The organism is Noviherbaspirillum sp. (genome assembly GCF_036563305.1).
GTDB lineage: Bacteria > Pseudomonadota > Gammaproteobacteria > Burkholderiales > Burkholderiaceae_D > Noviherbaspirillum.
The window spans coordinates 75,653-94,263 of sequence record NZ_DATCMQ010000003.1 but is presented as its reverse complement, the minus strand read 5'-3'; the positions used below and the strand labels follow the sequence as shown (position 1 = coordinate 94,263).

The window sequence follows — 18,611 nt, the reverse complement described above, 5'->3', positions numbered from 1 at the left end:
CAAAGGTTCCTTCAAACATCCCGTTCACTGCGCCATGCCGCGCTCAGGAACGGCGGTGGAATTGACGACTCTCAACGAAGTCATGCAGGTCCGCGTCTCGTGGCGATGTGGCGACGAGGCGGTGCTGCGACCGCAGGAAAAGGAAATCGCATGCAGGAAACAACCGGGACCCGCAGGCAGGAGCGGGCGATATTCGCACTCGGCAGCATCAATGCCGACTTCCAGGTAAGGGTGGCGCGCCGGCCGGAGATCAGCGAGACGCTGATGGCAACCGACTTCATGCGATTGTCCGGCGGGAAGTCCGCCAACGTCGCCTTCCTCGCCGCCCGTCTCGGGGTGCCGGCCCGGCTGTTCGGACGGGTCGGCGACGACGACCTCGCCCGCCAGGCGCTCGATCCGCTGCGCGAGGCGGGGGTCGACCTGGCGGGAGTGGGCACGGCGGCCGGTGCGTCGACCGCCGTGTCCATGATCATGGTGCCGCCGGACGGCAAGAAGGGCATCGTGCTGGCCGCGAATGCCAACCTTGTCTGGGACCAGCGGGCGACCGAAGCCGTCGAACAGGCCGTGCGCGCCGCGCCGGCGGGCTCCGTGCTGGCGACGAACTGCGAGATCCCCGAGCAGGTGGTGCACGTTGCGATGCAGGCGGCAAAGCAGGCGGGCATCACCGCCATACTCGACCCATCGCCCGCGGACGCGGCGGGCGATACGCTGATTGCGCTCGCCGGCATCGTCGTGCCCAACGCCGGCGAGGCCTCACACCTGACAGGCATCGACTGCAAGGACCCGCGGGCCGCCGCCGAAGCCGGCCGCCGCCTGCTTGCGCGCGGCGCGAAGGCGGCCTGCGTCAAGCTGGCCGACGGCGGCTGCGTGCTCGTCAGCGCCACGCTCGCCGTCCATGTGCCGGCGGTCACCATCGCGGTGACGGACACCACGGGCGCGGGTGATGCCTTCGCCGGCGCGCTGGCGGTCGCGATCCTGGAACAGAAGGCGTTGCCGGACGCGGTGCGTTTCGCGGTGGCGGCGTCGCACCTCGCCGTCACCCGCTACGGCTCGCAGCCGGCCTACCCGCGGCGCGCGGACATCGACGCACTGATGCAACGGCTGGAGGCGCGCAACGATGTCCGATAGGGAATCGATGCTGCCTGACCCCGCGCCAGGGTGGCAGATCGTGTTCGACGCCTACCAGCCGGACGACGAACCGCGGCGCGAAGCCATCCTCGCGCTGGGCAACGGCGTGTTCGTCACCCGCGCAGCGCTTATCGACAGCCGCCAGGACGCGCTGCATTATCCCGGCACCTACCGGGCGGGCTGCTACGACCGCGTCGTCAATACCATTGCCGGCGAACAGGACGAGACCGAATCGCTGGTCAACCTGCCGAACTGGCTGCCGCTGGATTTTCGCATCGACAGCGGACCCTGGTGGCGCCTCGACGAGGTCCGGATCCTGCAGTACACGCAGCTGCTGGACCTGCGCACGGGCATCATGCGCCGTGAAGTGCTGGCGCAGGACGACGCGGGACGCCGCACCCGCCTGTGCGAGGAGCGCCTGGTGAGCATGGCGGATGCCCGCCTGTGCGGCCTGCGCCTGACGCTCACGCCGGTCGACTGGTCCGGCGAAGTCGCGTTCCGGGCCTGGCTGGATGCCGGCGTGGTCAACGCCGGCGTGAAGCGATTCGAGGACTACCAGCAGCGGCACCTGCACATTCTCGGCCGCCGGTCCGATGGGGCGGCATCGATGCTGGAGGTGCGTACCAGCGACGGCGGCGCGCAGATCGCGCTGGCGCAGCGCCTGCGCCTGGTGCTACCGGCCGAAGCCGCGCCCGCCGTGGAAGACAAGCGTGACCCGACGGCCCGCCTGCTGCAGGTGCACGCCCGGGAGGGCATGCCGGTCGCCGTCGAGAAGCTGGTCGCCCTGTGCAGTTCGCTCGATCCCGGCGAAAGGCCGCCATCGCAGGCGGCGCAACGTGCATTGCAGGACGCGACTGGCTTCGCCGATCTCCTTGCGTCGCACCGCCAGGCCTGGAACAAGCTCTGGGAGGCAGTCGCCCTGGAACCCGCTAACCCGCCGCTTGCCCGGGCGCTCCGCTTCCATGCCTTCCACATCCTGCAGGCCGTCTCGCCGCACAGCGCCGCGCGGGATGCCGGGATTCCGGCGCGCGGCTGGCACGAGGGTTACCACGGCCATGTGTTCTGGGACGAGCTGTTCGTGCTGCCCTTCCTGAACTTCCGCTTTCCCGACCTGGCGAGAGACATGCTGATGTACCGCTGGCGCCGGCTGCCCGCCGCCAGGAATGCCGCCCGGGCGGCCGGCCTGCGCGGCGCGATGTACCCGTGGCGCAGCGCCGGGGACGGTCGGGAAGTCACGCCCCGGCACCAGAAGAACCTGCTGAACGGCCAGTGGATGCGGGACCACACCTATCTGCAGCGGCACATCGGTTCCGCCATCGCCTTCAATATCTGGCATTACCATCTCGCGACCGGCGATGAGGATTTCCTTGTGCGGTACGGCGCGGAGATGATGCTGGAAATCGCCCGCTTCTGGGCCAGCATCGCGCAGCCGTCCGCGGACGGCGACCGGTACGAGATATGCGGCGTGATCGGTCCGGACGAGTACCACAATGCCTATCCGTGGCGATCCACGCCGGGACTCGACAACAACGCCTACACCAACCTGATGGCGGTATGGACGCTGTGCCGCGCGAGGGAGATGCTGGACGACCTTCCCGCCGCGCACCGCCACCGGCTCACGGCCCGGCTCGGCATCGGTACCGACGAACTGTCACTGTGGGAGCGAATAAGCCGGAGGATGACAGTCCGCTTTCATGGCGACGGCATCATCAGCCAGTTCGAAGGTTTCGAACGGCTGGCCGAATTCCACCCCGAGATGCTGCCCGCATCGCTGTCCGCGCAGCGCACCGACTGGGCACTGAACGCCATCGGCAAGCGCGTCGACGCCTACCAGGTCACCAAGCAGGCCGACGTGCTCGCGCTGTTCTACCTGCTGGACGAGGAGACGGTCATCGGCCTGTTGCAGCGGCTTGGCTACGCCTTCGACCATGACGCCATCCTGCGCACGGCCCGCTACTACCTGCCGCGCACCGTGCACCGTTCCAGCCTGTCGCGGATCGTCTACGGCGGAGCGCTGGCCAGGCTCGATCCAGGGCTGTCGTGGGACCTCTACCAGCATGCACTGGAAACCGACCTCAACCCGCTGAAGGGCGAGAGCGTGGCCGAAGGCATTCACCTCGGCGCCATGGGCGGCACCATCGACATCCTGCAGCGCCGCTACCTGGGTATCGCGGCGACCCCGGCCGGCCTGGCAGTCGACCCGGCGCCGCCGCCCGGTCTTGGGGACGTGCGCATGCGCCTCCGTTTCCGCGGCAGGCTGCTGGAGGTGGCAGCGGAGGCGAGGACGGTCACGATCCGCTCCTGTGCCGGCAACGGGAAAGACACCGTGGTGCTGCACCGGGGCCAATCCTTCGTGCTCTCGCCGGGCGCGTCGATCAGCTTGCCGGCCGCCGTTTCCCCCGGCCCCGAGGGCAGGCCATGAACGCCATGCGCCGCATTGGCGGGGGGCGCTTGCGCGGCGCGCAAGCCACAAGCTCACGCGGCCTGCCTTTGCTCAAGTCGCTGCCGCCCCTGCCGGTGCAACATAGCCGATATCGACTTCACGTCATCGGGTGCACGTCCGCGCCTCCTTCATCCTTCAGGTACTGACCATGTTTACGCTTTCCAATGCCATTGCCTGCTGCGTTGTCGCCGCCTCGCTGCTGCCCGGGCCATTGCAGGCACAACAGGAGCCGCAGGACCTGGTCCGGCAGATGAGCCAGGACGTGATCCGCGCGGCCAAGGAGGATCCTGCGATCCAGCGCGGCGACCGCGCGCGCATCCGGCAACTGGTGGAACGGGTGATCCTGCCGCACGTCGACACCGCGCGCATGACCGCGCTCGCCGCCGGCCGCCACTGGCAGCGCGCCACGCCCGGCCAGCAGGACAAGCTGGCCGAGGAGTTCCGCGAGCTGCTGATGCATGTCTATTCCGGCGCCATCGCCCAGGTCAGGGACAAGGAACTGGTATTTGCGCCGATGCGCGGCGACCCGGCCAGCGGCGAGGTCGAGGTGCGCTCGCAGGTCGTCCAGAAAGGCGGCGTTGACCCGATCGAGCTGAACTACCGCCTCGCGCGCGCCAAGGGGGAGTGGAAGGTCTACGACGTCAGCGTGCATGGCGTGTGGCTGGTCCAGTCCTACCGCGACAGCTTCTCCTATGAAATCGGCAGGAACGGCATCGACGGCCTGATCAGTGCCCTGTCCGCGAAGAACGACAGGCTGGCCGGCAACGCCGCCGGCACCACCGCATCCGGAAACTAGCAGGGAGGGCAGCCGACCCACGACAGGCGGCTGCGGACGACATCATCTTGAGGACAAAACAATGAAAATCCTGTTCTGGCTCGTGGCGATCATCTTCATCATCGGCCTGCTGACGGTGTTCGGGGTGTTGAAGCTGATTTTCTGAAGGGAGTCGGCGGCACACACGGGCACGCGGCGGTTAGACGCCTGCATTGGCTTCCGGGGTGTTCCCGCCTCGGCCTGCCGGCTTCCCCCGGACGTCCCGGCCATCGGGCGGACCAGAAGTCGCGTCACGCACGAGCCCCGGTGGCGCACCCAAGTCAACCACGCAAACAAAAACGGGCTAGTGCTTGCGGCACTAACCCGTCGGTATTACTGGCGCGGCTGGCAGGAATCGAACCCACGACCCCTTGGTTCGTAGCCAAGTACTCTATCCAGCTGAGCTACAGCCGCGAAGGGGCTGAATAATACCCGAATGTTGCCGGTTCCGCCAGCCCTGCCGGCGGCTGTGGCAACTGCGCCTGCAGTCACTCCCGGGCTTGCATGAAAAGTAACGGAAGGTAAAATCGTGCTTTTCGGAAAGGCGGGTCGTCGATGGCGGAGATTAAGTTTGCGGACAATTACCAGGACCTGAGCCAGCAGCACGGGGTCGACGCCGGTTTCCAGTTCGAGTTCTACTGCGAACGCTGCAACGACCGCTGGCGCACCCGGTTCAAGCCCTATCGCAGCGGCCAGGCGTCCGGCTGGGTGTCGAAGGCGGCCAATATGTTCGGCGGCGTGCTCGGCAACGCGAGCAATGCCCTGGAAGGCATGGCGCAGGCCGGCTTCAATTCCGCCCGGGACGAGGCCTTCACCGGCGCAATCGAGGAGGCCAAGAGCCATTTCCATCGCTGCGGGGGCTGCTTCCAGTATGTCTGCGGCACCTGCTTCGACGGCGGCAAGGGAATGTGCTTCAACTGCGCGCCGAGCGTGAACGTCGCCATCGCGACGGCGCGCGCCCAGGGCGAGGTGCAGGGGGCGAGCGAAGCCGCGCTGGAGGAAGGCGTCGTCCGCGGCAGGAAGCATGACGTCAAGCGCGAACAGCAGCTGGTCTGCCCGCAGTGCGCCACCGAGACCCACGGCGCGAAGTTCTGCCCGGAATGCGGCACCAGGACCGCAGTCAAGCCCGCGTGCACCGCCTGTTCGGCGGAGATACAGGCAGGCGCCAAATTCTGCCCGGAGTGCGGACAACGCCAGTAAGCCGGTCATGCCGGTTCGCCCGGCGCCATCGTTGGAGAGTGTCGGATGAACAAGCAGGTATCCTGGGAAGAGCACCAGCAGCTGAAGCGGGAGGAACGCCGCGCCGCGTTCTTTCAGCGGCTCGAGGACGTGGTCAGGCGGATCGACGCCACCGAGGGCATCGACGAGATCATGCTGGAGGTGTCGCGCGACATCTGCATCCTGTTCGGCTGCGACCGGCTGACGCTGTACGCGATGAGCGCCTCGCGCATGTCGATCGAATCGAAGATCAAGACCGGCATGGACTCCTTCCGCGACTTCGCGCTGCCGATCGGGAATTCCAGCATCGCCGGGCACGTCGCGCTTACCCGCCGCGGCTTCAATATCCGCAATGTCTACGACGAGCAGGAGCTGCGCAGCTATTCGCGCGAACTGCGCTTCCTCGACACCGTGGACAAGCGCACCGGCTACCGCACGCGCGAGATGGTGGCGGTGCCCATCGTCCACGCCGCCACCGGCGATCTGCTCGGTGTCCTCCAGCTCATCAACAACCGCCTCGGCGGTCCGTTTCCGGACCTGGTCGAGGAGGGCGCGCGCGCGCTGTGCAAGACGCTGGCGATCGCGTTCGAGCAGCGCAGCAAGCCGGCGATCACGGTGCGCACCCGGTTCGACCCGCTGGTGGTGCAGGGCGCATTGTCGCGGCCCGAGCTGGAGCTGGCGCGGCGCACCGCGCGGCGCAAGCAGCTCGACCTGGAGGATGTGCTGATCGACGAGTTCCAGGTGAAGCCGGAGCAGCTCGGCGCCGCCTACTCGGATTTCTTCGGCGTGCCGTACGAACCCTTCCGCGCGGCACGGGCCGGCACCCGACTGCACGATAACGCCAAGCGCGACTACTCGGTCAAGAACGGCTGGCTGCTGCTCGATGCGTTTGGCGATTCGATCACCGTGCTCGCGCTCGATCCGCATCGCCTGCAGGATTCGCGCGCAATGGAAGAACTGTTCCCCGGATACGGCCTGCGCCTGCGCGTGAGTACCCGCCGCGAATTCCTGCAGACCGTGGCACAACTGTATGGCGACAGCAGGCAGGGCGACGAAAGCGACGCGGAAGATGCGCTCACTCGCCGCATCCAGAAGATCGTGATGGACGCGCTCGGCTCGGCGGCTCCCGAGCTGCGGGCGGTTGTCCGCCCCGAGCATGTGCGCCTGCTGCGCAGCGAGGCGGGCGAGGGCGGCGAACCGGGCAAGGCGCAGGTCGCACTGAGGATCGACCTCCGGCTGCCCTGAGCATTGCCGGGATGCACGGCGCCAAGTCCTGCTACCCTCAAGGTCTTTTCAGGAAGTCCACCAGCAGCCGGTTCACTTCGTCCGGCGCTTCATTCTGGACCCAGTGGCCGGCGCCGGGAAGGCGATGCACCTGCAGCCGCGGCACATGGCGCTGCAGCCCGTCCAGGAGGAAGGTGCCGAGCGCCGGGTCGCGCTCGCCCCAGATCACCAGCGTCTCGTTGCGCACCCGGGCGCGCGCCAGGTCCATCGCGCCCGGCCGCATGTTGGCGCGGTAGTAGTCGAGTGCCGCGCGCAGTGCGCCGGGGGCCGACAGTGCCTTCACATACTCGTCGATATCCGCCTTGCCGTAGGCGTGGCCATGCTGGGTCAGGGTGAACATCTGCCGCAGAAGCCGGTAGCCGCCCGCCGACAGCATCGATTCCGGCAGGACCGGCAGCTGGAACAAGCCGACATACCCGCTGCGCAGGAACTGGCTGCTGCGCCACAGCTTCTCGAAGTAGACCTCCATGTGCGGCGCATTCAGCACCACCAGCCGGTCGAGCAGTTCGGGATGCGCGCCGGCGAATGCCCAGGCGATGATGCCGCCCCAGTCGTGGCCGACCAGGTGGATCCGGGGATGGCCGGTGGCCCGCGCGAGCGCGGCAATGTCGCGTACCAGGTGCGGCAGCGCGCAGTCGGCGCGCGCGCGCGGAATGGCCGATGGCGGATAGCCGCGCAGGTTGGGCGCCCATGCCGCGAAGCCGGCCGCCGCAAGCGCCGGCAGCTGATGGCGCCATGTATGACCGGTCTCGGGAAAGCCGTGCAGCAGGATCACCGGCGGCCCCTCGCCCAGCATCATGACGTGCAGGTCGAGTCCGTCGCCGCGGATGCGTTGCGAGCGGGGCGCGGTCGCGCTCACCGGATCTCTCCGTCTGCCGCATGGGCGGCGCGCAGCGCGCGCAGCGGATAGCGCGTGCCCCGCCATTCGACGCCGCCGCGCAGCAGGGTCAGCATGCTGCCGCGCCACCAGATGAACAGCTCGACCAGCGGCACCAGCGGCGCGAACACGAGGCAGCCAAGACGCCAGCCGCGCGCTCGCAGCAGGTCGACATACAGCAGCAGGCCGGCCAGCACCGTCGCCGCGTTCAGTGCCAGGGCAATGCCGTCCGCCAGGAACAGCGCCAGCCAGGGCCAGACCCGGGTGGCCAGTACCAGCACGGTGACCGCTGCCAGCTGGCTGAGACGATAGTCGAAGCCGGCGAAGATGTTCTTCTCCAGACCGCGCACCAGGCCGGGCGTATCCGGGTACCACTCGATGCGAACCATGTCGCTGCCGAACAGCAGGTCCTGGCGGAAGCCGTGCCGCTTCATCAGCTTCCCGAGCATCATGTCGTCCAGGACTGCCAGCGGCATCGCCGCATGCCCGCCCGCGGTGAAGTAGGCGCTGCGCCGGACCAGGTTGAAGCCGCCGACGCCGACGTGATGACGGCGCGATTCCCGCACCTTCCATGGCCGGAAGCGCGCCATGAAGCCGGCGGCGAAGCTGACGACCAGCATCCGGAGCAGGGGCGGCCGCGCCACCAGGTCGAACAGCAGCGTCAGGTGATCGACCCGATGCTCCTGGCAGTAGCCCACCGCACGGGCGACCGCGCTGGGCGCGAATACCGCGTCGGCGTCGGTGAACAGCAGGTACTCGCCTTGCGCCGCCTGGGCGCCGCGCTGCAGCGCATGGTTCTTTCCGAGCCACCCGGCGGGCAGGGAGGCCACCCGGATGACGCGCAGCCCGGGCGCCTCGCGCGCAATGGCATCGATGATGTCCCCGGTGCCATCGGTGGAACGGTCGTTGACGACGATCACTTCAAGGTGGGGATAATCGATGGCCAGGAGCGATCGCAGCGCGGGACCGATGGTATCGGCTTCGTTGAGGGCCGCGACGACGATCGACACCGCCGGCGCCGCGCCGGGAACGCCGGCCGGTGTGTCCCGCAGCTCGCCTATCCTGCGCCATCCGCGGGCGACGTCGAGGCTGACCGCCACGACGACAATGCACACTGCAAGCGAGAACCAGGCAACTGAGGTCATGGGTGAAAGGAAAAAGGCGCGCCGCCCGTCTCCATCGACCGGGCGGCGCGCCTGGGTGTTACGAAGCCGGGCTCCGCGTCAGGAGGGACAGGATGCCAGCAGCGGGGCGATCGCCTGGCGGGTTGCCACCGTCACCGGGTTGTCGTCCACGGTTGCGCTGTTGCGCGTGAACGCGCAGCCGTAGGTCGGCGCGGCGACGGTCGCGCGGTTCAGCACATCGTCACCGGCCGGCTTCACGCCGTTCTCCGCCCAGTTGATCATCGCGTCGAACGCCTCGGTCTGCTCGCGCACCGTGAAGTCGCAGTGCGAAGGCGCGCGCACCGCCCGCTGCACCAGCAGGTCGCCGTTACCCTGCGCCTCTGCGCGCTGGCGGTAGATCTGCTGCATGCTGAACGGCACGTACATGTCGCCCAGGGTATGCAGCGACACCACCGGCACCTTGAACTCGCCGTTCACCTTCGGAATCCAGCGCAGGCCGTCGCGCCGCAGGCGGTTGGCGTCCGGCGCGGCGGTCAGGCGCTGCACGCTGGCGTTGAAGTTGGCTTCCGTGGCCGATTGCGCCGGGTCGTTGTCGAACTGGTAGACGAAGCGGTTGGTGTCCAGCGTGTTCTTGTTGAGGATGCCGTTCACGGTGCCGTCGCTGCCAAAGGTACCCCAGACGACGTTTTGCAGCGCGGTATTGGCAAAGCCGATGTTGAACACCGGGCGTTCTCCGCCGGTCAGGTTCTTCACCGCCTGCGCCAGCAGCACGCCCTGCGCGGTCGGCACCGTGCTGAAGTTGACGAACAGCTTGGAACGCACGTCGGACGCGATCTCGCCGAAGCGGCTGGTCGGATGATTGGGATAGCCGGCCAGCGTTTGCGCGGCGATCTGATAGGCGGCGAAGTAGTCGAACAGCTCGGTGTCGCCCATCACCCCGCACATCGGCACCGCGCCGTCGTACTTCGTCTTGTTGATCGCAGTCTTGCGGGTCTCTTCCTCGATCGCGGCACCGGTGATGTGGCCGCCCATCGAGTGGCCGATGATGTAGGTGCGGTTGGGCTGGCCGAGGTTGCGGCCGCGCTCCTTGGCGATCTTCCTGAACGCATTCGCCAGTGCATTGGTGTCCTCGACGCCGACGCGCACGTCGTAGTAGTTCTTGCTGTAGCTGGATGCGGCCCAGGCGTAGCCGTTCTCGATCAGGTGGCGGCGGATGGACGGCGTCGTCACCCGCAGTTCCGGGCCGGTGCCGGCATAGCCGTGCGCATACATCACCAGCTTGCCGTTCCAGTTCTTCGGTACCTCGATGCGGTAGGAGGACTCGCCCAGCATGCCGGCCCAGCGGTCGGTCTGCGCCGAGGTGTCGCTCAGCGCCCTGAAGCCGGCGCCGCCGTCGGCAGCGGCTTCATAGTCGCTGGCGGCCGCGGGGTCGACCGCCGCATAGGTGCGCGTATCCTGCACGCGGCTTTCTTCCGGCGCATTGACCTTGGTCCGGTTGGCGAATGCATCCGTGGCGGCGTCGCTGCCGCCACCGCCGCATCCGGCCAGCATGAGCGCACCGCCAAAGACCAGGGCGCCGCCTTTCCACATGTTTTTTCCGTTCACTGCTCGTCTCCTTGATTGTCCTTGTTTATTCTGCTGCGTCTTTTTTTCGCGTCGGCCCACGCGTTCTGCAATGCAGAAGCGCGTTTTAGTAGCAGCTGCGAAGAGACAAACATAAGGGAAAGGAGGCGATGAAAAGGCAGCCTCGGGAGGGAAGCTTGAGGTGGCGCAATCGAAGAAATGACGGAGTGAAATTGGTGTGCTGCAGCAGCGCGCGCGGGGGAGAAGCAAGGCGCTTCACATGCGGCGGCGGACCGCGCATCGGGCAGCAAGGGCTGCCGCGAGGGCTGTCGGCCGACCTGACCGGCCGGGCGCCGGTCGCCGGCCATGTTCAGTGCTTCGCGCGGGCCTTTTCGTGCAGAAAGGCAGCGTGGCGAGGCGCGCGCCGGGTGCGCGACCATTCCTCCAGCATGTCCCACTTGACGGCATCCAGCTTCTTCAGCTGTTCGTCCTCCGCCGGGTCCGGGCAGGCCAGCTCGACGCGATGGCCGTTGGGGTCGAAGAAGTAGATCGAGTGGAAGATGCCGTGGTCGGTCACGCCCAGCACGTCGACGCCGTTCGCCTCCAGGTGTGCGCGGAAGGCGAGCAGTTCATTCCTGTCCTTGACGCGGAAGGCAATGTGCTGCACCCAAGCCGGCGTATTGGGGTCGCGCCCCATTTCCGGCTGGGTCGGCAGTTCGAAGAAAGCGAGGACATTGCCGTTGCCCGCATCCAGGAACACATGCATGTACGGATCGGGCGCGCCCGTCGACGGCACGTTGTCCTCGGCGATCGCCAGCACAAAGTCCATGTTCAGCATCTTCTGGTACCAGAGCACGGTCTCCTTTGCGTCCTTGCACCGGTAGGCGACGTGGTGGATGCGGTCGATCTTCACGGCTTCGCCCTCCTAGGCAGTCTGCAGCACGCCGCGGCGGATCTGGTCGCGCTCCATCGATTCGAACAGGGCCTTGAAGTTGCCTTCGCCAAAGCCGTCGTCGCCCTTGCGCTGGATGAATTCGAAGAACACCGGGCCGAACACCGCCTGTGAGAAGATCTGCAGCAGCAGGCGCTTCTCACCCTTGGTGGTGCCGTCCATCAGGATGCCGCGGGTGCGCAGCGAATCCACTTCCTCCCCATGACCGGGCAGGCGCTCTTCCAGCATCTCGTAGTAGGTCTCCGGGGGCGCCGGAACGAACGGCACGCCGGCCATCTTCAGTTCGTCGAGCGTGGTGCGCAGGTCGTCGGTCAGCAGCGCGATATGCTGGATGCCTTCGCCGTTGAACTGCATCAGGAATTCCTCGATCTGGCCGCCGCCCTTCTTCGACTCCTCGTTGAGCGGGATGCGGATCATGCCGTCCGGGGCGGTCATCGCCTTCGAGGTGAGGCCGGTGTACTCGCCGGAGATGTCGAAGTAGCGGATCTCCCGGAAATTGAACAGCTTCTCGTAGAAACCGGCCCAGAAGGCCATGCGTCCGCGGTAGACGTTATGGGTCAGGTGGTCGATGATCTTCAGGCCCGCGCCCTTCGGACGGCGGTCCACCCCTTCCAGGAATTCGAAGTCGATATCGTAGATCGACTTGCCGTCCTCGAAGCGGTCGATCAGGTACAGCGGCGCGCCGCCGATACCTTTGATCGCGGGCAGGCGCAGTTCCATCGGCCCGGTCGGAATCTCGATTGGCTGCGCGCCGAGCTCCAGCGCGCGCGCATAGGCCTTGTGCGCATCGCGGACGCGGAAGGCCATGCCGCAGGCCGCGGGGCCGTGTTCCGCGGCAAAGTAGGACGCGATGCTGTTGGGCTCGTTGTTGACGATGAAATTGATGTCGCCCTGGCGGTACAGGTCGACGTTCTTGGAGCGGTGGCGGGCAACCTTGGTGAAGCCGAGCGCCAGGAAGATGGGTTCCAGTACGCCGGGCGTCGGCGAAGCGAATTCCACGAATTCGAAGCCCATCAGGCCCATCGGGTTTTCGAACATGTCGGCCATAGTCTTTCCTTGAATGAGATGTTTTATGGACGGGCAGGCGCGCGCCGCACCGTCGCCAATCCAGTCATTCTAAGCCGGCGATCGTGCAATTTTTGCCCGTTGTTTGCAGGAAAAGCGGCGTCGGGTGCACAATGTGTGCAGGTTTCCCCAAAAATCGGAGCAAGACATGTCGGCTATTTCAGTAGATAAATTTGACCTTGCGCTGCTCGCCGAGCTGCAGCGCGACGGCCGCACGACGAACGCGGCACTCGGCCAGAAAGTCCACCTGTCGACATCGCAGGTCAGCCGCAGGGTGCAGCGGCTGGAGGAAATGCGGGTCATCGACCATTACTCGGCGATGCTCAACCCGGAGGTGGTCGGCCTGGGCGTCATCGCGTTCACCTCGGTGACTCTCGGCAGGCATGGCGAAACGGAAGGCGACAACTTCGAGAAGGCGGTCGCGCGCATGCCCGAGGTGCTGGAGTGCCTGTCGGTCACCGGCGAGGCGGACTACATGCTGCGGGTGGTGGCGCCCGACCTCGCCGCGTTCTCCGAATTCATGATGAAAAGTCTGCTGCGCCTGCCGGGCGTGATCAACGTGAAGTCGAACATCGCGCTCAAGAAGATCAAGCAGACCCATGTACTGCCGCTCGACCATGTGACCGAGCCGGCGGAAGCGACGCGCAAGCTGGTGTTGTCGCGGTCCTGACGCACGACATGCGTCCCAGGCGGAATGGAATATTCCGGAACGGACTGGAACCCCATGCATGCCTGCGTAACACAAGACGTAGCCCGCTGCTCAGCGGGATCAGGCAATTCCTGACGTTCCCCTCATTCGAATAGGATCAGCATGTTTTCCCGTCCATCCTCCGCTGCCTCTTCACGCGGCAGCTTTGATCGCTATGATCCGCATCCACCCTCCCACACAGGCGAAGGGTCCGGTCACGGTTCCACCGGAGATCCTGCTGGCAGCCGCGCCGGCAGCCCCGTTCGCGGCTACAACGGTAATCCGGCGGATCGTGGTGCGCGGAACAGGCTGCAGCGACGGTTCGCAGCGGGGCAGGAGGGACAGGCGCAGATTTTCGACGAAATGGAACATGCGATCGACCGGTTGGACGCGGTGGTGCAACTCCGCGCGGCCATCGATTTATTGCGGGTGCGCGCCGAGCGGGACACCTTCCAGCTTCCGGTGTGGCTGCACGGGCTTGCCGGCATTGGCGGTCACAGCAATCCGGTCAACACTGCACAGAACGTCGGCCAGCTCGCGTCGCGTCTGATGACAATAGAAGAATTGCAGCGACTGCTGGACATTGTGAAAGGGCAGGCCGACGATCCCGGTCCCTCGACCTTTTCGCTGCAAGGCTCGTACTCAGCTGCCTATCGCGCCGGGATACTCGGCCTTTGCCTGCACGGTCTTTACAACGCGGGATTGAGCCTGCAGGAGTACTGCGCCATGCCGGGCGCAGGCAAGCTGTTTCGCCTGGCGAAGGATGCCGTCATCGTTGGCATCGAGCTGGGTATCCTCGGCAAGACGGAGGCCGATGCACGGGCGATGGGGCCGGTACCAGGGACCGATGCAGCACTGGTGCGGAGCCGGGATATCGACGAGGTGCGCGAGCGGCTGGAGGCGGAACTGGCAGACTTGCGCGACACGGCCGAAACGACGCTGCTCAGAGAGGATGTGCCGAGGGTTTTCTACGGACTCCTGACTGCTTTTGTAGGCAACCTCATCGGTGCGGTAGCGGCCCGATGAGCGCCTGTTGTCGCGTGCCTCAGCGTCAGCCACCGGCCTGACCGTCCGGGTCAGACGTGCATCGGCACGGCTGCGGCGGCGCGGCGGCGACCGGCAGCCGCCGGTGGCCGCGGATGCGGCTACCTGGTGGTATCCGCATCCGGCCCTTCCAGGACTCAGCCCGCGGCCTTGACCTTCAACCGCCACGCATGGAGCAGCGGCTCGGTGTAGCCGCTCGGCTGTTCCACGCCCTTGAACACCAGGTCGCGCGCCGCGCGGAAGGCGAAGGACGCGTTGAAGTCCGGCGCCATCGGCTTGTACAGCGGGTCGCTGCCGTTCTGCGCGTCGACCACCGCCGCCATCCGCTCCAGCGTCTCCTGCACCTGCGCTTCGGTCACGATGCCGTGCAGCAGCCAGTTGGCAATGTGCTGGCTCGAGATGCGCAGCGTGGCGCGGTCTTCCATCAGGCCGACGTTGTGGATGTCCGGCACCTTGGAGCAGCCGACGCCCTGGTCGATCCAGCGCACCACGTAGCCGAGGATGCCCTGTGCATTGTTGTCCAGCTCCTGCTGGATCTCTGCGGCGGACCATTTCGCTTCCGGCGCAACCGGGACCTGCAGCAGGCCATCCAGCAGGCGCTCGATCTCCACCTTGGCATCGATCTTTTCCAGCTCCTGCTGCACCTCGGCCACGTTCACCTGGTGGTAGTGCAGCGCATGCAGGGTGGCGGCCGTCGGCGACGGCACCCACGCGGTGTTGGCGCCGGCCTTCGGATGGGCGATCTTCTGCTCCATCATCGCGGCCATCATGTCAGGCATGGCCCACATGCCTTTGCCAATCTGCGCGCGGCCACGCAGGCCGGAAGACAGGCCGACCAGCACATTGCTGCGCTCGTACGAGGTGAGCCAGGTGCTGGTCTTCATGTCGCCCTTGCGCATCATCGGGCCGGCGCGCATCGCGGTGTGCATCTCGTCGCCGGTGCGGTCGAGGAAGCCGGTGTTGATGAAGGCGACACGTCCGGCGGCCTCCTTCAGGCAGGCCTTCAGGTTGACGCTGGTGCGACGCTCCTCGTCCATGATGCCGAGTTTGACCGTGTTCTCGGCCAGCCCGTACAGCGACTCGACGCGCGCAAACAGTTCGTTGGCGAATGCGACCTCTGCCGGACCATGCATCTTGGGCTTCACGATGTAGACGGAGCCGGTGCGGGAATTGCCCGTCGCGTGGTCCTTGCTGCGCTTCAGGTCATGCAGCGCGATCGCGACCGTGATCACCGCATCCATGATCCCTTCCGGGATCTCCCGGCCGTCCTTGAGCAGGATCGCCGGATTCGTCATCAGGTGGCCGACATTGCGCAGGAAAAGCAGCGAACGGCCATGCATCGTGACGACGCCATCCTTTGCATCGACGGCGCCGCAGCCGGCCTGGTACTTGCGGTCCGGATTCAGGCTGCGGGTGAAGGTCCTGCCGTTCTTGGTCACGCTCTCTGCCAGCGTGCCTTTCAGGATGCCGAGCCAGTTTCCGTAGGCGACCACCTTGTCTTCCGCGTCCACCACGGCGACCGAGTCTTCCAGGTCGAGGATGGTCGACAGTGCCGCCTCCAGCACCACGTCGGACACGCCGGCGGCGTCGTCCTTGCCGATGCGGGTAGTGCGGTCGATCTGGATCTCGGCATGGATGCCGTTGTTGCGCAGCAGGACGGCGGAGGGCGCCTCGGTGCTGCCCTGCCAGCCGACGAAACGGCCGGCGTCGGCCAGGCCGCTGCTGCTGCCATCCTTCAGCGCCACGGCCAGCTTGCCGTCGACCACGCGATAGGCGGTGGCGTCGCGGTGCGAGCCCTTGGCCAGCGGCGCCGCGCGGTCGAGGAAGTCGCGCGCGAAGGCGATGACCTTGGCGCCGCGCACCGGGTTGTAGCCTTCGCCGCTCGGGCTCATCTTCGTTGCGCCGTCGGTCTCCGGAATGGCGTCGGTGCCGTACAGCGCGTCATACAGGGAGCCCCAGCGCGCATTCGCGGCGTTCAGGGCGTAGCGGGCATTCAGGATCGGCACCACCAGCTGGGGGCCGGCCTGCAGCGCAAGCTCCGCGTCCACGTTGGCCGTCGTGACCTTGACGTCGTCGACGCGCGGCGCGAGGTAGCCGATCGACTGCAGGAAGGCGCGGTAGGCGGGGATGTCGCGGATCGGGCCGGGATTGGCCGCGTGCCACTTGTCGAGCTCCGCCTGCAGGCGGTCGCGCTCAGCCAGCAGCGCGGCGTTCTTCGGCGCCAGTTCATGCGCAATCGCGTCGAAACCTCTCCAGAACGTGGCAGCGTCGATGCCTGTGCCCGGCAGGACCTGTTCTTCGATGAAGCGATGGAGCACGGTGGCGACTTGCAGGCCGTGACAGGTGGTACGTGCGGTCATGGTATTTATCCCCGTAGGTATGAAAATGCGGTTGGACTGCGCCGCGCGGGCAGCGCCGCCAGAATGACAGACGTGAGTATAAAGAATTGAAAAGTCATAAAACAATTCATTTGGTCAAAGGATTCATGCGTTTTAGTTAAAGGTCCTGGGCCGGGCGCGTTGGCCGTCATGCAGCCGGGCCTGTCATGCAACCTGGCGCCGGCAAGCGGTTTTTTCCGCTTTGCCGTACCCCGCGCAAGGCGGAACATGCTAATCTGGGCGCCGCATTTTACGGTTCCCCGCAATGAGCAATACAACAACAGACGCCCAGCAAAAACCCAGCCCGCGCGGCCTCCTCAAGCAGCTCCAGGACAAGTACGCGGTCTTCCGCGACTTCCTGCCGCTTGCCATCGGCATCGACAAGCAGGTCATCGCCGCCATGCCGGAAGTCGACCGGAAAACCCTGCGCATTGCGCTCGGCATTCATACCGGCTCCAATCCCTACCTGAAGCACCTGAAGGACGCGCAGTCCCGCTTCGGACTGGAAGGCGGCGTCGAGGGCGAGGTTTCGGAAGAACACCGGACCCACGCAAAGAACCTGCTTGCCGAGCGCCGCAAGAAGGCGATGGAAACCCGCAAGGCGTTGCAGGCGGAGCAGGAGGCAGCCGAGGCCGAGCGCCGCCGCGCCGAAAAGCTCGCCCAGCTGGCAGCCAAGTTCTCCCCGTCCCGGCGCTGATTTCTCCCGCCGGCGGCAGCAGCCACCGGCGTTTTCATCTCATTCAAGCCATTCCGGCGCGATGTCGGCATGGGCGCACATCTCCCCCTATATCGCTGCCCCGCATGAAGGTGGCCGAAGTTGGGTCCAGGGGCGGCGGCCGGCAGCGCCGCCGCCCGGTAATCTGCTGGTGTTGGTTGCCCTGCAAAAGCGGAAAGCGTCCTGCTTCCGCCTCCACTGAAGGTCTGCGGCATCGCTGGAGGAATGCCCTTGCGGGAAGGGGAGGCCGCCGCCTTCAGCCAAGGACAGCGGCCGGTCCGGCTTCAACGGGTATAGTGGACCCGGCGATGGTTGCCGATCAGGCGGTCGATCTCGTCATTCAGCGCTGCCAGCTGGCCACGCAGCCGCGAGCGCTCGCCCTGGGTGACCACGCCGTCGCGCTGCATGCTCGCGTGCAGCCTCTGCACCTCGCGTTCACGCTCGGCGAGGCGACGGGCCTCGGCATAGGTCAGTCCGCCTGAAGCAACCCCGTCCTCGATACGCTGATGCACCTGTTGCTGCTCCCGAAGTATGCCGGGCGCGGCGGAATAGGCATCGCGCCGGTTGCTCAGCTTGCGATCCACATCCGCCCGCAGCGACGCGACCGCGTCCCGCACCTGCCGGTGTTCGTGCGGCGACACCCGGCCGTCCTGTTCGATCCGCGCCGCCAGACGGTCAAGTTCACGCTCGCGCTGGTAAAGCTGGCTTGCCTCGCCCTGGGTCAATGCGCCGCTGCGCAATCCCTGGTCAATGCGCGCGCGGATGTCCCGCTGCTCCCATTCCGCGACCGTCCCCGGATGCTGGGCATAGGCCGGCGACAGCGCGGCGGAGGCGGCGGATGCAAGGACGATGGCGATCAGCTTGGCTTTCATCTTGGTTCTCCTTTGTGACTTGCTCTGCGTGGGTGATTGTGTGACGCGGATCAGTAGCGGTACGGATTTGCCGGACGGCGGTCGTGGCGGTTCGGCACGCCGTCGCCGTCGCGGTCGCGCCAGTAGCGCGGCGGCGGGCCGGCCGGACGTCCGTAGGGACGGACATGCGGGTGTGCATGGCCGACGCTGCTGACCGTGCCGGAGACATGGACTGCCGGCTCACCGAGGGGAACGGCGACGCAGCCGCTCAACAGGGCCGACGCCGAGACAACGGATGCGATGAGGATTTTCATGCGTGCTCCTGAAATTGATGCTCCGGGCGGTTGTGCTGCCATCAGCAGTGCCCGTACCGTCATTAAAGGCGATCGGCATGTACGCTTCCAGTGGTGGCGCGTAAGACCGGTTACGACTTGTATGTATCGTCAAGTATCGGCAGTGGTCGTAGT

General features: G+C 66.4%; 16 protein-coding genes and 1 tRNA gene. 8 read left to right on the top strand and 9 right to left on the bottom strand.

All coding sequences use genetic code 11. From position 1 onward, the window contains the following. Window positions 1–150: 150 nt before the first annotated feature. From VIM12_RS00800 to VIM12_RS00790, 3 genes are all read left to right on the top strand, one after another. On the top strand, window positions 151–1,128 hold the full coding sequence (locus tag VIM12_RS00800; RefSeq protein ID WP_331939700.1) for a ribokinase: 978 nt from the start codon (window positions 151–153) through the stop codon (window positions 1,126–1,128). Then, window positions 1,118–3,550 carry a glycoside hydrolase family 65 protein gene (locus tag VIM12_RS00795; RefSeq protein WP_331939699.1) on the top strand — a complete coding sequence of 811 codons (2,433 nt, stop codon included), beginning with the start codon at window positions 1,118–1,120 and terminating at the stop codon, window positions 3,548–3,550. The genes VIM12_RS00800 and VIM12_RS00795 overlap by 11 nt, the downstream gene beginning before the upstream one ends. Before the next feature lie 169 nt (window positions 3,551–3,719). Further along, window positions 3,720–4,367 carry an ABC transporter substrate-binding protein gene (locus tag VIM12_RS00790; protein WP_331939698.1) on the top strand — a complete coding sequence of 216 codons (648 nt, stop codon included), beginning with the start codon at window positions 3,720–3,722 and terminating at the stop codon, window positions 4,365–4,367. A 355-nt stretch (window positions 4,368–4,722) separates the two neighbouring features. On the opposite strand, the gene VIM12_RS00785 is transcribed toward VIM12_RS00790, so the two are convergent. Beyond that, window positions 4,723–4,799, bottom strand: a tRNA-Arg gene (locus VIM12_RS00785). A gap of 141 nt (window positions 4,800–4,940) precedes the next feature. Here VIM12_RS00785 and VIM12_RS00780 point away from each other — a divergent pair. Both VIM12_RS00780 and VIM12_RS00775 read left to right on the top strand, forming a co-directional pair. Beyond that, window positions 4,941–5,585 (top strand): zinc ribbon domain-containing protein, encoded by a 645-nt coding sequence (locus VIM12_RS00780; protein WP_331939697.1) that lies wholly within the window; start codon window positions 4,941–4,943, stop codon window positions 5,583–5,585. Window positions 5,586–5,630: 45 nt separating this feature from the next. Beyond that, window positions 5,631–6,848: a GAF domain-containing protein gene (locus VIM12_RS00775; RefSeq protein ID WP_331939696.1), complete on the top strand. Its 1,218-nt coding sequence runs from the start codon at window positions 5,631–5,633 to the stop codon at window positions 6,846–6,848. Between the two features lie 37 nt (window positions 6,849–6,885). Here the strand turns inward: VIM12_RS00775 and VIM12_RS00770 are convergent, their stop codons facing one another. From VIM12_RS00770 to hppD, 5 genes are all read right to left on the bottom strand, one after another. After that, complete coding sequence (locus VIM12_RS00770) at window positions 6,886–7,746, bottom strand: alpha/beta fold hydrolase (protein WP_331939695.1); 861 nt, start codon at window positions 7,744–7,746, stop codon at window positions 6,886–6,888. After that, the gene (locus VIM12_RS00765) at window positions 7,743–8,909 is read right to left on the bottom strand and encodes a glycosyltransferase family 2 protein (protein WP_331939694.1); all 1,167 of its coding nucleotides are present in this window, start codon (window positions 8,907–8,909) and stop codon (window positions 7,743–7,745) included. Before VIM12_RS00765 ends, VIM12_RS00770 begins: the two co-directional genes overlap by 4 nt. A gap of 78 nt (window positions 8,910–8,987) precedes the next feature. Continuing rightward, window positions 8,988–10,478, bottom strand: coding sequence for an alpha/beta hydrolase (locus tag VIM12_RS00760; RefSeq protein WP_331939728.1), 1,491 nt, complete (start codon window positions 10,476–10,478; stop codon window positions 8,988–8,990). Between the two features lie 343 nt (window positions 10,479–10,821). Next, window positions 10,822–11,364: a VOC family protein gene (locus VIM12_RS00755; RefSeq protein WP_331939693.1), complete on the bottom strand. Its 543-nt coding sequence runs from the start codon at window positions 11,362–11,364 to the stop codon at window positions 10,822–10,824. A 12-nt stretch (window positions 11,365–11,376) separates the two neighbouring features. After that, a complete protein-coding gene (hppD, locus tag VIM12_RS00750) occupies window positions 11,377–12,450 on the bottom strand; it encodes a 4-hydroxyphenylpyruvate dioxygenase (RefSeq protein WP_331939692.1) in 1,074 nt (357 codons plus the stop codon). A 166-nt stretch (window positions 12,451–12,616) separates the two neighbouring features. Between hppD and VIM12_RS00745 the strand changes: the two genes are divergently transcribed. Together VIM12_RS00745 and VIM12_RS00740 are read left to right on the top strand one after the other, a co-directional pair. Beyond that, window positions 12,617–13,138, top strand: coding sequence for an Lrp/AsnC family transcriptional regulator (locus VIM12_RS00745; protein ID WP_331939691.1), 522 nt, complete (start codon window positions 12,617–12,619; stop codon window positions 13,136–13,138). A 141-nt stretch (window positions 13,139–13,279) separates the two neighbouring features. Then, window positions 13,280–14,182 (top strand): hypothetical protein, encoded by a 903-nt coding sequence (locus tag VIM12_RS00740; protein WP_331939690.1) that lies wholly within the window; start codon window positions 13,280–13,282, stop codon window positions 14,180–14,182. Between the two features lie 155 nt (window positions 14,183–14,337). Here the strand turns inward: VIM12_RS00740 and VIM12_RS00735 are convergent, their stop codons facing one another. Further along, window positions 14,338–16,560, bottom strand: a complete 2,223-nt coding sequence (locus tag VIM12_RS00735) for a malate synthase G (protein ID WP_331939689.1) — start codon at window positions 16,558–16,560, stop codon at window positions 14,338–14,340. 283 nt (window positions 16,561–16,843) lie between these two features. Between VIM12_RS00735 and VIM12_RS00730 the strand changes: the two genes are divergently transcribed. Beyond that, window positions 16,844–17,275: a ProQ/FinO family protein gene (locus VIM12_RS00730; RefSeq protein WP_331939688.1), complete on the top strand. Its 432-nt coding sequence runs from the start codon at window positions 16,844–16,846 to the stop codon at window positions 17,273–17,275. 302 nt (window positions 17,276–17,577) lie between these two features. Here the strand turns inward: VIM12_RS00730 and VIM12_RS00725 are convergent, their stop codons facing one another. Both VIM12_RS00725 and VIM12_RS00720 read right to left on the bottom strand, forming a co-directional pair. Continuing rightward, entirely contained in the window at window positions 17,578–18,165 is a 588-nt protein-coding gene (locus VIM12_RS00725; RefSeq protein WP_331939687.1) for a hypothetical protein, read from the bottom strand. Window positions 18,166–18,215: 50 nt separating this feature from the next. Continuing rightward, window positions 18,216–18,458: a hypothetical protein gene (locus tag VIM12_RS00720; protein WP_331939686.1), complete on the bottom strand. Its 243-nt coding sequence runs from the start codon at window positions 18,456–18,458 to the stop codon at window positions 18,216–18,218. Window positions 18,459–18,611 lie beyond the last annotated feature (153 nt).

What these genes read in the sequence shown, in the direction of transcription:
- VIM12_RS00800 (WP_331939700.1), top strand. Translation starts at nt 151, where the DNA reads ATGCAGGAAACAACCGGGACCCGCAGGCAGGAGCGGGCGATATTCGCA.
- VIM12_RS00795 (WP_331939699.1), top strand. Translation starts at nt 1,118, where the DNA reads ATGTCCGATAGGGAATCGATGCTGCCTGACCCCGCGCCAGGGTGGCAG.
- VIM12_RS00790 (WP_331939698.1), top strand. Translation starts at nt 3,720, where the DNA reads ATGTTTACGCTTTCCAATGCCATTGCCTGCTGCGTTGTCGCCGCCTCG.
- VIM12_RS00780 (WP_331939697.1), top strand. Translation starts at nt 4,941, where the DNA reads ATGGCGGAGATTAAGTTTGCGGACAATTACCAGGACCTGAGCCAGCAG.
- VIM12_RS00775 (WP_331939696.1), top strand. Translation starts at nt 5,631, where the DNA reads ATGAACAAGCAGGTATCCTGGGAAGAGCACCAGCAGCTGAAGCGGGAG.
- VIM12_RS00765 (WP_331939694.1), bottom strand. Translation starts at nt 8,909, where the DNA reads ATGACCTCAGTTGCCTGGTTCTCGCTTGCAGTGTGCATTGTCGTCGTG.
- VIM12_RS00760 (WP_331939728.1), bottom strand. Translation starts at nt 10,478, where the DNA reads ATGTGGAAAGGCGGCGCCCTGGTCTTTGGCGGTGCGCTCATGCTGGCC.
- hppD (WP_331939692.1), bottom strand. Translation starts at nt 12,450, where the DNA reads ATGGCCGACATGTTCGAAAACCCGATGGGCCTGATGGGCTTCGAATTC.
- VIM12_RS00745 (WP_331939691.1), top strand. Translation starts at nt 12,617, where the DNA reads ATGTCGGCTATTTCAGTAGATAAATTTGACCTTGCGCTGCTCGCCGAG.
- VIM12_RS00740 (WP_331939690.1), top strand. Translation starts at nt 13,280, where the DNA reads ATGTTTTCCCGTCCATCCTCCGCTGCCTCTTCACGCGGCAGCTTTGAT.
- VIM12_RS00735 (WP_331939689.1), bottom strand. Translation starts at nt 16,560, where the DNA reads ATGACCGCACGTACCACCTGTCACGGCCTGCAAGTCGCCACCGTGCTC.
- VIM12_RS00730 (WP_331939688.1), top strand. Translation starts at nt 16,844, where the DNA reads ATGAGCAATACAACAACAGACGCCCAGCAAAAACCCAGCCCGCGCGGC.
- VIM12_RS00725 (WP_331939687.1), bottom strand. Translation starts at nt 18,165, where the DNA reads ATGAAAGCCAAGCTGATCGCCATCGTCCTTGCATCCGCCGCCTCCGCC.
- VIM12_RS00720 (WP_331939686.1), bottom strand. Translation starts at nt 18,458, where the DNA reads ATGAAAATCCTCATCGCATCCGTTGTCTCGGCGTCGGCCCTGTTGAGC.